Raw genomic sequence first — 12,254 nt, forward strand, 5'->3', positions numbered from 1 at the left:
TTTCCGCCGCGAAATCCCGGCCCGAGGACCCCTTATGCCCGACAGCTTCGACCTCATCGTCATCGGCTCCGGCCCCGGCGGCTATGTCTGCGCCATCCGCGCCGCCCAGCTCGGGCTGAAGACGGCCTGCGTGGAGAAGCGGGAGACGCTCGGCGGCACCTGCCTCAATATCGGCTGCATCCCCTCCAAGGCCCTGCTCCAGAGCAGCGAGAATTTCGAGGAGGCGGTCCACAAGCTGGCCGACCACGGCGTCTTGATCGACGGCGTGAAGCTCGACCTCGCCAAGATGCAGGCCCGCAAGGGCGAGGTGGTGAGCGCCAACGTCAAGGGCGTCGAATTCCTCTTCCGCAAGAACAAGGTCACCTGGCTGAAGGGCGCCGGCAAAATCACCGCCCCCGGCCAGGTCGAGGTCAATGGCGAGACCTACGCGACCAAGGCCATCGTCATCGCGACCGGCAGCGACAGCACCCCGCTCCGCGGCGTCGAGGTCGATGAGAAGCGCGTCGTCACCTCGACCGGTGCGCTGGAGCTGGACAAGGTCCCCGGCCATCTCGTCGTCATCGGCGGCGGCGTCATCGGCCTCGAGCTTGGCTCGGTCTGGAAGCGCCTCGGCGCCCAGGTCACGGTGATCGAGTATCTCGACCGCCTCATCCCCGGCATGGACGCCGAGCTGGCCAAGCAGGCCGAGCGCCTCTTCGCCAAGCAGGGGATGAAGTTCCGCTTGAAGTCGAAGGTGGTCGCCGCCGAGCAGGATGCCGAGGGCGTCACCCTCAAGGTGGAGCCCGCCGCCGGCGGCGCCGCGGAGGAGATCCGCGCCGATGTCGTGCTGCTGGCGATCGGCCGCCGCCCCTATGTCGAAGGGCTCGGCCTCGACGAGGTCGGCGTGAAGCGGGACGAGCGCGGCCGCGTCGTCACCGACGCGCATTTCGCCACCAGCGTCCCCGGCATCTACGCCATCGGCGACTGCATCGCCGGCGCCATGCTCGCCCACAAGGCCGAGGAGGAGGGCGTCGCCGTCGCCGAGATCCTCGCGGGCCAGGCTGGCCACGTGAATTACGGCGCCATCCCGAGCGTGGTCTACACCTGGCCCGAGATCGCCTCGGTCGGCGCGACAGAGGATGAGCTGAAGGCCCAGGGCACCGCCTACAAGTCCGGCAAATTCCCCTTCACCGCCAATGGCCGGGCGCGTGCGATGAACGACACGGACGGCTTCGTGAAGATCCTTTCGGACGCCAAGACCGACAAGGTCCTCGGCGCCCACATCATCGGCCCGGATGCCGGCACGCTGATCGCCGAGATGACGCTGGCCATCGAGTTCGGCGCCAGTGCCGAGGACGTGGCCCGCACCTGCCACGCCCACCCGACGCTCAACGAGGCAGTGAAGGAAGCCGCCCTCGCCGCCGACGGACGAGCGTTGCATATCTGATGCCGAAGCGCGGCGAATCGGCTACCCTCCCTGGTTGAGAGGGGAGGGTGATCGATGGCCGCAAAGCAACGCACCGGGGCGCAGGAGGCCTTCATGCGCTGGGCGCTCGCCGCCATCCTGGCGAAGCCCGGCCATCCGCTCGAATTCCTGGTCGACCCGGTGACCAAGGACTGGCATTCCCGCCTCGGCTCCCGCCACAAGGACGCCTTCAGGAACGAGCATTTTCCGGCCGTCCAGGCCGGGCACCTCGTCAGTTTCCACGGTCTCGACGGCGTGGCGAACGAGCGCCTTGCCCTGCAGGACGCGGACTTCAACCAGGAGCAGAATTACAGCGTCGAGACGCATGGCCGCCGCGGCATCGTCATCTCTCCCGCCGTCGAGATCGGCGGCGTCCCGGTCGAGCTGCGCACGGCACGGATGTGGGAGAATGTCGGCGTGCTGGTGCCGAAGGGCACCGTCGCCAAGGCCAAGCCGCACCAGGGCTGGGCGCTCTCCGGCTGAGCGCTTGCCCCGACTCGCCGCCCCGGCCGATCCTCCCGCCGTGATCAAGTATATCGGCTCCAAGCGGGCGTTGCTGACGCAGATCCTCTCGGCCATCGGCACCGCCGCGCCGGCAGGGGCGACGGTCGCCGACCTCTTCTCCGGCACCGCCCGGGTCGGCCATGCGCTGAAGGGCGCCGGCTACCGCGTCATCGCCAACGACCACAACGCCTACGCCCATATCCTCGCCACCTGCTACGTCCAGGCCGATGTGGAGCGGTGGGCGGAGAAGGCCACCCGCATCCTTGCCGACCTCGGGCGCCTGCCGCCGCGTCATGGCTGGTTCACCGAAACCTATTGCGTCGCCGCCCGCTACTTCCACCCCGACAACGGCGCCCGGATCGAGGCCATCCGCGAGGGAATCGCTGGCCTGGGCGCCGAGCCGGAGCTGGAGGCGGTGCTGCTCACCTCCCTGCTCGAGGCGGCCGACCGCGTCGACAGCACCGCCGGCCTGCAGATGGCCTATATGAAGCGCTGGGCCGCCCGCGCCCATAACCCGCTGGCCCTCCGCCTGCCCGCCATGCGGCCACGGCCCGCCGCCGGCCCCTGCGCCGCCCTCTGCGGCGAGGCGGAGGAGGTGGCGGCCACGCTCGACTGCGACCTCGCCTATCTCGACCCGCCCTACAACCAGCACTCCTACCTGCGGAACTACCATGTCTGGGAGACGCTGGTGCGCTGGGATCAACCGGAGGTCTATGGCATCGCCAACAAGCGACTGGATTGCCGCACGCGGCGCTCCGCCTTCAACAGCCGCCCAGGGATAGGCCCGGCGCTGGCGCGCACCATCGCCGCGCTGCGCTGCCCGACCGTCATCATCTCCTTCAACGACGAGGGCTATCTCGGCCGTGCCGCGTTGGAGGCGATGCTCAGGCCGCGCGGCCCGCTGCGGGTGATCGAGATTCCCTATGGCCGCTATGTCGGCGCCAAAATTGGCATCCACAACCCGAAGGGCGAGAAGGTCGGCACCGTGGGCCGCCTGACCAATGTCGAATACCTCTTCGTCTCCGGCGAGCGCGCCCTCGCCCTGCCGCCGAGGGCCGCCTGATGAGCCCGTTCCAGAGGAAGGTGCTCGGCTTCGCGCTGCTGGCGCTGGGTGTCGCCGGGGTGGTGCTGCCGATCCTGCAAGGCGCGCTCTTCCTCGCCCTCGGCCTCTTCGTGCTGCGCGACCAATACGCCTGGGCGCGGCGCTGGATGGGCAAGCTGGAGGCCCGCTTCCCCAGCCAGATGGCGCGGGTCGAGGCGATGGAGGCGCGGCTGATCGGCTGGACGCGCCGCCAAGGCGAGAGGCTGCGCCGCCTGCTGTCCTGATTGCGTAATAGTGATCGGATTGTTACCGTAAAGATGACCAAAGTATTAACCGGCTGACGTTCAGCCCTTGGTGCTTTTATCAACCTGCACGAGAAAAGCCGTATGGCTGATCTCCGCACAGATTCTCGATTCGTCGCCTTGCTGCTCGGCATCGGCCAGACCCTGGCCTGGGCCACCAGCTACTACCTGCCGGCCCTGCTGGCCCCGGTGGTGGTCGAGGACCTCCAGGCCGACCGGATGCTCGTCTACGGCGCCTTCTCCCTCGCCCTGCTGATCTCGGGCCTCGCCGCGCCGCGCATCGGCCGGACGATCGAGCGCCTCGGCGGAAGGCCGGTGCTGATGGCCTCCGCCCTTACCCTCGCCGCCGGGCTGGCGCTGCTCGGCCTGCTGCCGGGGCTGGCGGGGTGGTTTATCGCCTGGGTCGTGCTCGGGATCGGGATGGGGCTCGGCCTCTACGAGGCGGCCTTCGCCACGCTGGGTGCGCTCTACGGCCGGGCGGCGCGGCGGGGCATCACCATCGTCACCCTGCTCGGCGGCTTCGCCAGCACCATCGGCTGGCCGCTGGCCGCGGCGCTGATGCCGGCCATCGGCTGGCGCAACACCTGCCTCGTCTTCGCCGCCGTCAACCTGCTGGTGCTGCTGCCGGTCTACGCGCTGCTGCCGCGCGCCGGCACGGGCGGCGAGGCAACCGCCGCCGCTATCGACCCCACCGAGATTCCCCTGCCGGCCGATTGGGTGCGGCGCAGCTTCCTCTTCCTCGCCGCCTTCTTCACGCTGCGGGCGCTGATCAGCACGACGATGTCGGTGCAGCTGCCGGTGATGCTGGCCGGGCTCGGCCTCTCGGTCGCCGCCGCGGTGGCCGCTGCCTCACTGATGGGCCCGGCCCAGGTCGCCGGCCGGCTGTTCGAATTCACCATGGGTAAGGCCGTCCACCCGCTGCGCGTCGCCTGGCTCGGTGCCGGGCTGCTGCCCGTCGCCACGCTGCTGCTGGTGCTGGTCGGGCCGGTGGCCGCGGTGCCCTTCGTGCTGATGCACGGCGCCAGCAACGGTATCATCACCATCTGCCGCGGCTCGGTGCCGCTCGCGCTCTTCCGCCCGCGCGGCTACCCGGTGCTCATGGGCAAGCTGGCGCTGCCGGTGCTGATGGCCCAGGCCGCGGCGCCGATGGTGACCGCGCCGCTGCTCGCGCATCTGCCGGCGATGGCGGTGCTCGGCCTGGCCGGGCTGGTCGGCCTCGCCGCCATGCTCTGCCTGCTGCCGCTCCGCGCCGCCCCGCCGCCGCGCGTCGCCGAAGCCGTGCAGGGCTGAGGACCGCAACCGGCGCAAAGGAGACCTTCGCTAGCCGGCGACCGAGCCCCGCCGTACCGCTGTCGCCCGCGCAGGCTCCTGCCGGGCGCGGCCAAGGGCGACCCAGGCCCCGAGCCCGGCAACCAGCAGGGTGGAAAGCGCGGCCCAGACCGCCAGGTATTCCAACGCCATCCAGAGCCAGGCCATCGGGACCGGCCCGAGCCAAACCAACGTCGTGACCATCACAGCGCCAAGAAGGGCGGTGCCAAGCATCAGGGGGGAACTCCTGGCGTTGTCCTCGGGCACGAGGGGGGTGTGCCGCATCACATTCGTACATTGCACGCGGAGTTGATGCAAGTGTTTCCGCGTATTACACGCCACCAATTCCGTCCACGGACCGACCGCCACCCGGCGTGACCCCGAAGGCCGCCCGAAACGCCGCCCCGAAGGCCGGCGCGCTGGCATAGCCGACGCGCGCCGCCGCCCGCGCCGGCGGCACCCCCTCGGCCAGCAGCGCCGCCGCCTCGGCCAGCCGCAGCGCCTGCCGCCAGCGGCCGAAGCTCATCCCCGTCTCCTCGCGGAAGAGGCGGGTGAGGGTGCGCGGGCTCGCCCCACACTGCCGCGCCCAGTCATCGAGGCCGAGCGGCTGCGCCGGGTCCGCCTGGAGCGCCGCCGCCAGCCGCCGCAGCCGCGGGTCGCGCAGCGCCGGCAAGCCGAGCGGCAGGCGCGGCGCGCGGGCGATCTCGTCGAGGATCAGCGCCGTGATATGTCCGCCGCGCCCGGCCTCGTCCCATTCCAGGGGCTCGGCGCAGGCGGCGAGCACCAGCTCCCGCAGCAGGGGCGAGACGGCCAGCACCGTCACCGCCCCCGGCCCCGCCGCGGCTGCATCGGCGCGGAGGAAGAGCGCCCGCATCGCGACTGGCCCCCGCATCGCCGTCACATGCGCGACGCGCGCCGGCATCCACAGCGCCCGCCCCGGCGGCAGGACGAAGGCCGCCGTGTCGGTGGCGATCCGCATCACCCCCCGGGTCGCGTAGAGCAGCTGCGCCCGGGTATGCGCATGCCGCTCCACGCTCTCCCCGGCGCGGTAATCACGGGTGAAGCCGGCCAGCGGGCGGTCGACGCCGTCCTGCGGCAGGTTGCGCAGCGGCGCCTCCGGCAATTGGCCGGATGCCGACAGGGTTTGGCCAGCCATCGTCATCCGGCCAGGCTAGTCTGCCGCCACGGTCCAGGGAATTGGAAAGCGCCATGCACGACCCAGCCAGGCGGCAGATCGCCTTCGTCAACATCGCCCATGTCTTCACCCACTACTCGCTGCTGATCCTGGCGACGGCGGTGCTCGGCATGGTGGCCCAGGCGCCGGAGGCCTTCGGTCGGGAATACGGCCCGATCCTCGCGCTGGGGACGGGGATGTTCGTGCTCTACGGCCTCGGCTCCCTGCCCATGGGCTGGCTCGCCGCCCGCTTCGGCCGCAAGGCGATGATGGCCGGCTTCTTCCTCGGCACCGGCGGGGCGATGATGCTCGCCGGCCTCGCCGAGCGCCCGCTGACCCTTGGCCTCGCGCTCGCGCTGATGGGCGCCTTCGCCGCCATCTACCACCCCATCGGCACGGCGATGCTGGTCGAGGCGGCGAGCGCCGCGCCCGGCGGCAAAGTCGGCCGCGCGGTCGGCATCAACGGCGTCTTCGGAAATATCGGGGTCGCCTGCGCCCCGGTGGTGACGGCCCTCGTCGCGGCCCGGCTCGGCTGGCACTGGGCCTTCATCCTGCCCGGCGCGCTCTGCGCCCTCGCCGGCCTCGCCTGGCTGCGCGAGCCCGCCTTCGACGCCGAGAAGGCCGCCGCCGGCGCCAAGCCCTTCCCCGAGATCCCGGCCGCCATCGTCCGCCGCGCCGTCGCCGTGCTGCTGAGCATCGCCGCCGTCTCCGGCCTCATTTTCAACGCCTTCACCCTGCTGATCCCGAAGCTGATGGAGGAGCGGCTGGCGACCTCGCCCGGCCTGCTGCCGGTGGTCGGCATGCTCGCCTTCGCCGCCACGCTCTGCGGTGGCCTCACCCAGTTCACCGTCGGCCGCCTGATCGACCGACACACGCTGAGGCGCGTCTTCCTGCCGCTGGCCCTGCTGCAACTCCCCTGCCTGCTCGCCCTGTCCTTCGCGCAAGGCTGGTGGGTGCTGCCGCTCTCGGCGCTGATGGCCGCTTCCATCTTCGGGCAGGTAACGGTGAACGAGACGATGACGGCGCGCTACGTGGCGCCGGCGCTGCGGGTGAAGCTCTACTCCATCCGCTTCACCATCGGCTTCCTCGGGGCGGCGGCGGCCTCGCCCCTGGTCGGCTTCCTGCACGAGGCGACGGGCAGCCTCGCCGCGCCGATGCTGGTGCTGGCTGGCTTCGGCGCCGTCACCTTCCTCTGCGCGCTGCTCTTCCCCGACCGGCCGGAGGAGCTGCAACCGGAACTCTGGGCGCAGCCGCGCCAGACGGCTGGCCTCGCCGCCGCCGAGTAGGTTGACCGCTGCCGCCTGGGCGGCGACGCTCCGGGCATGACCATCCTCACGGGCCATGCCCGCCTCGCCGGGATCATGGGCTGGCCCGTCGCCCACTCCCGCTCGCCGCGCCTGCACGGGCTCTGGCTGCGCCGCCACGGCATCGACGGCGCCTACCTCCCCCTGCCGGTGCGGCCGGAGCGCTTCGCCGATGCGGTGCGCTCGCTCGCCGATCTCGGCTTTCGCGGTGCCAACGTCACCATCCCGCACAAGGAGGCCGCCTTCGCCGTCTGCGACCGGGTAGAGCCCTCGGCCGAACGCGCCGGCGCCGTGAACACGCTGGTCTTCAGCGACGGGCGGATCGAGGGCTCCAACACCGACGGCTTCGGCTTCCTCGCCAATCTCCGCGAGGGCGCGGCGCACTGGCGGCCCGAGGCCGGCCCCGCCGTGCTGCTCGGCGCCGGCGGCTCGGCGCGGGCCATCGCCGCCGCGCTGCTCGATGCCGGCTGCCCCCGCATCACCCTGGTCAACCGCACCCCCGCCCGTGCGGAGGCCCTGGCCCGGGCGCTGGGCGGCCCGATCGATGTCGCGGATCGCGCACCGCTCGGGGATGCGGCCTTGCTGGTCAACACCACATCCCTCGGCATGCAAGGCCAGCCGCCGCTCGAGATCGACCTCGCCCCGCTGCCCGCCGCTTCGGTGGTCGCCGACATCGTCTACGTCCCGCGCGAGACCGGGCTGCTCGCCGCCGCCCGCGCGCGCGGCCTGGGGGCGGTGGACGGGCTTGGCATGTTGCTGCACCAGGCGCGGCCCGGCTTCACCGCCTGGTTCGGCGCCGAGCCCATGGTCGATGACGAGCTGCGCGACTTCGTCGGCGGGGACATCCCCGCCCAATGAGGCCCGCCCGATGAAGATCGTAGGGCTGACCGGCAGCATCGGCATGGGCAAGTCGACCGCCGCCAACACCTTCCGCCGCCTTCAAGTCCCCGTCTTCGACGCCGATGCCGCCGTCCACGCGCTGCAATCCCGCGGTGGCCGTGCCGTCGCCCCCATCGGCGCCGCCTTCCCCGGCACCGTGCGCGACGGCCGCGTCGACCGCGAGGCACTCCGCCACGCCGTCCTCGGCAAGGACGAGGCGCTGACGCGGCTGGAGCGCATCGTCCACCCGCTGGTGCGCGATGCCGAGCGCCGCTTCCTCGCCGCCGCCCGCCGCCGGGCGGAGCCGCTGGTCGTGCTCGACATCCCGCTGCTCTTCGAGACGCGGGAGGAGGGCCGCTGCGACCTGGTGGTGGTGGTCTCCGCCCCGGCGGCGGTGCAGCGCATCCGCGTCCTCCGCCGCCCGGGGATGACCGAGGCCCGCCTCGCCGCCATCCGCGCCCGGCAGATGCCCGACCGCGAGAAGCGCCGCCGCGCCGACCTCGTCGTGGAGACGGGCCTCTCCCGCCACGCCGCCCAGCGCGCCATCCGCGCGCTGGTGCGGGAGATTCGCGGCCGCCGCTGAGCCCCGGCTACTGCGCCGAGGCCTGGGTAGTGCCTTGGGTCGATCCCTGGGCTGAGGCCTGGGCCGGAGCCTGGGCCGCGCCCTGGCCCGGACCCTGCCCCGAAGCCGGCGCCGCGCCCTGGCTCGTCGTCCCGGTCGTGGCCTCGATCCGCTCGCGCGGTACGCCCAGCGCCGCCGCCGCCTCGCGCTCCTTGCCCGGCGGCACGGCGACCGGTCGGACTTCCACCGGCGCCACGCCCTGCTGCTTCATCCCGAGCCGGTCCGCCGTCCGCGGGCTGAGATCGACCACCCGCCCGCGCACATAGGGCCCACGGTCGCGGATGGTGACGCGCGCGGTGCGCCCGGTCTCGAGGTTCTTCACCTCGGCGACGGTGCCGAGCGGCAGGGTCCGATGCGCCGCGGTGTCGGAGTTGGGGTCGAAGCGGGCACCGCTCGCGGTCTGACGCCCGTTGAACTGCGGGCCGTAATAGGAGGCCTGCCCAACCTGGGTCGGCGCGGGCTCCGGCGCGGCGGCCTGGGGCTCCGGCGCGGGCGGCGGCGTGGCGCAGGCCGCGAGGCCGCAGAGGATCAGGCTCGGCAGGGCGAGGCGGAGGCCGTTCCGCATGACGTCGTCTCCATGCTTGTTGCGACCAGGTTGACGCCACGGATCGATGCCGGTTGTGCATCGCAACGGCTCCGTCAGGCCGTCTCGCGGCCTCGTGTCCGGCCCTTGCCGCTTGGCGCGAGCGGCCTCGCTGGTCGCCCCACCGCCCGGCGAGGTCGCATCCAGCGGCCCTGCCCGGCGTTGTCACAAGCCCATGTCAGCCAGAAGGAGGTACGAGCATGAACGGCAAGGACATGCACCGCATCGTCGGCCGCTGGATGGAAGGCAAGCCGACCCGCGACAGCCTCGCCGAGCTGCACCGCCAGCAGCAGGCCACCCCGCCCGCCACCGCGGCCGAGCTGCATCGCCGCCGCCGCGCCGAGGCTGCCGAGGCGGGCCTGCCGGCCAGTCAGCCCGCCCGCCGCATGGTAAGGTAGGCGCCGAATCGAGGCGGAGGCGCGGATGAGCCAGTCGGGTCGGGATGCGCGGCAGCGCGCGGTGGTGCTGGATACCGAGACCACCGGCCTCGACCCCGCCACCGGCGACCGCGTCATCGAGGTGGCGGCGATCGAGCTGGTCAACCTGATGCCGACCGGCGCCACCTATCACACCCTCATCGACCCCGAGCGGGACGTCCCGCCGGAAAGCACCAAGGTCCACGGCTTCACCGCCGAGATGCTGAAGGGCCAGCCGAAATTCGCCGAGATCGCGGAGGGGATGCTCGGCTTCATCGGCGATTCGGCGATCATCGCCCACAACGCGCCCTTCGACTTCGGCTTCCTCGATGCCGAGCTGGTCCGCGCCGGCCACCCCCCGCTCGACCGGGCGCGGATGGTGGACAGCCTGGCGCTCGCCAAGCAGCGCTATCCCGGCATGCCGAACAACCTGGACGCGCTCTGCCGCCGCCTCGGCATCGATAACTCGATGCGCACCAGCCACAACGCCCTGCTCGACGTGAAGCTGCTCGCCCAGGTCTATCTGGAGCTGATGGGCGGCCGCCAGCCCGGCTTCGTCCTGGCGCTGAACATCGGCGGCGGCACCCGCGCCCTGGCCGGGCTCGACCGCCCCCGCACGCCCCGCCTCGTCACGCCGAGCGAGGAGGAACTTGCCGCCCACGCCGCCTTCCTGAAGAAGGTGAAGGACCCGCTCTGGCTCCAGCCGCCCTTCGCCGCCGGAACCCCCTGACGCCCCGCGCCTTCTCCCGGCTCGCCCCAAGAGCCGGAAAAGCCCCATGCCCCGCATCCCGAACGCCGTCACCGTCATCACCGGCGCCTCCTCCGGCATCGGCAAGGCGACGGCCCTGGCCTTCGCCCGCGAGGGCGCCCGGCTGGTGCTCGCCGCCCGCCGCCCCGAGGCGCTGGAGGACACCGCCCGCGAATGCCGCGCCCTCGGCGCCGAGGCCATCGCCGTCCCGACCGACGTCTCCGACGGCGCCCAGGTCGAGGCGCTGGCCCGCGCCGCCATCGACGCCCATGGCCGCATCGATGTCTGGTTCAACAATGTCGGCACCGGCGTCTTCGGCCCCTATTGGGAGGCCTCGGCCGAGATGCAGCGCAAGGTCGTCGAGATCAACCTGATCGGCACCATGCAGGGCAGCTCCGCCGCGCTGCCGCATTTCCTCCGCCAGAACAGCGGCGTGCTGATCAACATGTGCTCGATGGGCGGCTGGTCGCCGACGCCCTTCGCCGCCTCCTACGCCGCCAGCAAATTCGGCATCCGCGGCTTCAGCGCCAGCCTCCGCCAGGAGCTGACGGCCAAGCCCGGCATCCATGTCTGCGTCGTCTTCCCCGCGCTGGTGGACACGCCCGGCCTCGACCGCGCCGCGAACGTCTCCGGCCGCCGGCTGGAGCCGAAGGCCCTCTACCTGACGCCGGAGGCGGTGGCCGCAGTGGTGCTGGACCTCGTCCGCCGCCCGCGCGCGGAGGTGGCGGTCGGCTGGGAGGCAACGGCGGCGCGCCTCGCCTACGGCCTTGCCCCCGGCCTGACGGAGACGGTGTCGGGCGCGGCGATCCGCGCCGCCCTCCGCCGCGCCAGCCGGGTGCCGCGCAGCGAGGGTGCTGTCGCCCGCCCCATCGCCGCCGGCACCACCCCGCGCAGCGGCAAGCCCGTCCCCCATTCGCGCGGCCCGAGCCTTGGCACGCTGGCCTTAGGCGGCCTCGGCCTGCTGCTCGGGGCGGAGCTGCTGAGCGGGGCCATGACGCGGCGCCGATAGCTGACTAGGCTTCCCACCGGGACAAGAACCGGAGGAAACGAATGGCCCAGCTCCAAGGCCCCCAGCTCCAAGGCAAGATCGCGCTCGTCACCGGCGCGGCCGCCGGCATCGGCGCCGCCTGCGCCGCGACCCTGGCGCGGGAGGGGGCGAAGGTCCTCCTCACCGATCTCGACGATGCCCGCGGCGAGGCCATGGCCGGCCGCATTCGCGAAGCCGGGGGCGAGGCCCACTACCTCCACCAGGACGTCACCGACGAGGCCCGCTGGTCCGAGGTGGTGAAGGAGGCCGAGACCCGCTTCGGCCGGCTCGACGTGCTGGTCGCCAATGCCGGCATCGCCATCCTGAAGCCGATCCTCGAGATGTCGCTGGAGGAATGGCGCAAGCAGATGGCCGTCAACGTGGACGGCGTGTTCCTCTCGGTGAAGCACGCCGTGCCGGCGATGAGGCGCGCCGGCGGCGGCTCCATCATCCTGCTCTCCTCCGTCGCCGGCATCCGCGGCTCGGCGGGGCTCGCCGGCTACTCGGCGACGAAGGGCGCCGTCCGCCTCTTCGCCAAGTCGGTGGCGCTCGAATATGCGCGGGAGAACATCCGCTGCAACAGCGTCCATCCCGGCATCATCGACACCGAGATCTGGGACAAGATGCCGATCGGCCCTGGCGGCCGGAACGCCCCGCTCGACGCCCGCGCCATCGCCGCCGCCAGCGTGCCGACCGGCAAGCTCGGCACGCCGCAGGACATCGCCAACGGCGTGCTCTTCCTGGCCTCGGACCAGTCGAGCTACGTCAACGGCTCCGAACTCATCATCGATTCGGCGCAGACAGCCGGCCGGGTCGGCAGCCTCAAGCAGGACTGAGCGCTTCGAGATTGCCAGCGGCGAAGGCGGCCCATAAGACCGCCCGAGCCGAGGCAGCCAGGGCC

At 72.2% G+C, this 12,254-nt stretch carries 15 protein-coding genes; 12 read left to right on the forward strand and 3 right to left on the reverse strand.

From position 1 onward, the window contains the following. Positions 1–34 precede the first annotated feature (34 nt). The 5 genes from lpdA (at position 35) to EP26_RS19085 (ending at position 4,582) form a co-directional block, all read left to right on the forward strand. Complete coding sequence (gene lpdA, locus EP26_RS19065) at positions 35–1,426, forward strand: dihydrolipoyl dehydrogenase (protein ID WP_043340942.1); 1,392 nt, start codon at positions 35–37, stop codon at positions 1,424–1,426. 54 nt (positions 1,427–1,480) lie between these two features. Continuing rightward, positions 1,481–1,927, forward strand: coding sequence for a polymorphic toxin type 5 domain-containing protein (locus tag EP26_RS19070; protein WP_043340943.1), 447 nt, complete (start codon positions 1,481–1,483; stop codon positions 1,925–1,927). A 4-nt stretch (positions 1,928–1,931) separates the two neighbouring features. Further along, positions 1,932–3,011 (forward strand): DNA adenine methylase, encoded by a 1,080-nt coding sequence (locus tag EP26_RS19075; RefSeq protein WP_211259479.1) that lies wholly within the window; start codon positions 1,932–1,934, stop codon positions 3,009–3,011. Beyond that, positions 3,011–3,274, forward strand: a complete 264-nt coding sequence (locus tag EP26_RS19080; protein ID WP_043340946.1) for a PGPGW domain-containing protein — start codon at positions 3,011–3,013, stop codon at positions 3,272–3,274. The genes EP26_RS19075 and EP26_RS19080 overlap by 1 nt, the downstream gene beginning before the upstream one ends. Before the next feature lie 102 nt (positions 3,275–3,376). After that, positions 3,377–4,582 (forward strand): MFS transporter, encoded by a 1,206-nt coding sequence (locus tag EP26_RS19085; RefSeq protein WP_052389380.1) that lies wholly within the window; start codon positions 3,377–3,379, stop codon positions 4,580–4,582. Positions 4,583–4,612: 30 nt separating this feature from the next. On the opposite strand, the gene EP26_RS19090 is transcribed toward EP26_RS19085, so the two are convergent. After that, a complete protein-coding gene (locus EP26_RS19090) occupies positions 4,613–4,834 on the reverse strand; it encodes a hypothetical protein (RefSeq protein ID WP_157033623.1) in 222 nt (73 codons plus the stop codon). A gap of 97 nt (positions 4,835–4,931) precedes the next feature. After that, the gene (locus EP26_RS19095) at positions 4,932–5,756 is read right to left on the reverse strand and encodes an AraC family ligand binding domain-containing protein (RefSeq protein WP_157033624.1); all 825 of its coding nucleotides are present in this window, start codon (positions 5,754–5,756) and stop codon (positions 4,932–4,934) included. A gap of 53 nt (positions 5,757–5,809) precedes the next feature. Here EP26_RS19095 and EP26_RS19100 point away from each other — a divergent pair, with 53 nt between their 5' ends. Genes EP26_RS19100 through coaE form a run of 3 tightly spaced genes read left to right on the forward strand, consistent with a single transcriptional unit; the run spans position 5,810 to position 8,540 of the window. Continuing rightward, the gene (locus EP26_RS19100; RefSeq protein ID WP_043340949.1) at positions 5,810–7,060 is read left to right on the forward strand and encodes an MFS transporter; all 1,251 of its coding nucleotides are present in this window, start codon (positions 5,810–5,812) and stop codon (positions 7,058–7,060) included. Positions 7,061–7,096: 36 nt separating this feature from the next. Beyond that, entirely contained in the window at positions 7,097–7,936 is an 840-nt protein-coding gene (locus EP26_RS19105; protein WP_084112665.1) for a shikimate dehydrogenase, read from the forward strand. Positions 7,937–7,946: 10 nt separating this feature from the next. Next, positions 7,947–8,540, forward strand: a complete 594-nt coding sequence (coaE, locus tag EP26_RS19110) for a dephospho-CoA kinase (RefSeq protein ID WP_043340952.1) — start codon at positions 7,947–7,949, stop codon at positions 8,538–8,540. 7 nt (positions 8,541–8,547) lie between these two features. Here coaE and EP26_RS38180 read toward each other — a convergent pair whose 3' ends face one another. Next, positions 8,548–9,144: a septal ring lytic transglycosylase RlpA family protein gene (locus tag EP26_RS38180; RefSeq protein ID WP_157033625.1), complete on the reverse strand. Its 597-nt coding sequence runs from the start codon at positions 9,142–9,144 to the stop codon at positions 8,548–8,550. Between the two features lie 218 nt (positions 9,145–9,362). Between EP26_RS38180 and EP26_RS19120 the strand changes: the two genes are divergently transcribed. From EP26_RS19120 to EP26_RS19135, 4 genes are read left to right on the forward strand one after another with little or no spacing between them, the layout of a single operon-like run. Beyond that, positions 9,363–9,560: a hypothetical protein gene (locus EP26_RS19120; protein WP_043340954.1), complete on the forward strand. Its 198-nt coding sequence runs from the start codon at positions 9,363–9,365 to the stop codon at positions 9,558–9,560. Between the two features lie 25 nt (positions 9,561–9,585). Further along, positions 9,586–10,308, forward strand: a complete 723-nt coding sequence (gene dnaQ, locus EP26_RS19125) for a DNA polymerase III subunit epsilon (RefSeq protein WP_043340955.1) — start codon at positions 9,586–9,588, stop codon at positions 10,306–10,308. Positions 10,309–10,354: 46 nt separating this feature from the next. Next, a complete protein-coding gene (locus tag EP26_RS19130) occupies positions 10,355–11,335 on the forward strand; it encodes an SDR family oxidoreductase (RefSeq protein WP_043340957.1) in 981 nt (326 codons plus the stop codon). A gap of 41 nt (positions 11,336–11,376) precedes the next feature. Then, entirely contained in the window at positions 11,377–12,189 is an 813-nt protein-coding gene (locus EP26_RS19135) for an SDR family NAD(P)-dependent oxidoreductase (protein WP_043340958.1), read from the forward strand. Positions 12,190–12,254: the final 65 nt, after the last annotated feature.

This window comes from Belnapia moabensis DSM 16746, assembly GCF_000745835.1.
In the GTDB taxonomy this organism is placed as follows: Bacteria; Pseudomonadota; Alphaproteobacteria; order Acetobacterales; family Acetobacteraceae; genus Belnapia; species Belnapia moabensis.

Excerpts from the sequence above, each read along its gene's own strand:
- EP26_RS19130 (WP_043340957.1), top strand. The coding sequence starts at position 10,355 with ATGCCCCGCATCCCGAACGCCGTCACCGTCATCACCGGCGCCTCCTCC.
- EP26_RS19105 (WP_084112665.1), top strand. The coding sequence starts at position 7,097 with ATGACCATCCTCACGGGCCATGCCCGCCTCGCCGGGATCATGGGCTGG.
- EP26_RS19095 (WP_157033624.1), bottom strand. The coding sequence starts at position 5,756 with ATGGCTGGCCAAACCCTGTCGGCATCCGGCCAATTGCCGGAGGCGCCG.
- EP26_RS19080 (WP_043340946.1), top strand. The coding sequence starts at position 3,011 with ATGAGCCCGTTCCAGAGGAAGGTGCTCGGCTTCGCGCTGCTGGCGCTG.
- EP26_RS38180 (WP_157033625.1), bottom strand. The coding sequence starts at position 9,144 with ATGCGGAACGGCCTCCGCCTCGCCCTGCCGAGCCTGATCCTCTGCGGC.
- lpdA (WP_043340942.1), top strand. The coding sequence starts at position 35 with ATGCCCGACAGCTTCGACCTCATCGTCATCGGCTCCGGCCCCGGCGGC.
- EP26_RS19085 (WP_052389380.1), top strand. The coding sequence starts at position 3,377 with ATGGCTGATCTCCGCACAGATTCTCGATTCGTCGCCTTGCTGCTCGGC.
- EP26_RS19120 (WP_043340954.1), top strand. The coding sequence starts at position 9,363 with ATGAACGGCAAGGACATGCACCGCATCGTCGGCCGCTGGATGGAAGGC.
- EP26_RS19135 (WP_043340958.1), top strand. The coding sequence starts at position 11,377 with ATGGCCCAGCTCCAAGGCCCCCAGCTCCAAGGCAAGATCGCGCTCGTC.
- EP26_RS19090 (WP_157033623.1), bottom strand. The coding sequence starts at position 4,834 with ATGCTTGGCACCGCCCTTCTTGGCGCTGTGATGGTCACGACGTTGGTT.
- EP26_RS19070 (WP_043340943.1), top strand. The coding sequence starts at position 1,481 with ATGGCCGCAAAGCAACGCACCGGGGCGCAGGAGGCCTTCATGCGCTGG.
- dnaQ (WP_043340955.1), top strand. The coding sequence starts at position 9,586 with ATGAGCCAGTCGGGTCGGGATGCGCGGCAGCGCGCGGTGGTGCTGGAT.
- EP26_RS19100 (WP_043340949.1), top strand. The coding sequence starts at position 5,810 with ATGCACGACCCAGCCAGGCGGCAGATCGCCTTCGTCAACATCGCCCAT.
- coaE (WP_043340952.1), top strand. The coding sequence starts at position 7,947 with ATGAAGATCGTAGGGCTGACCGGCAGCATCGGCATGGGCAAGTCGACC.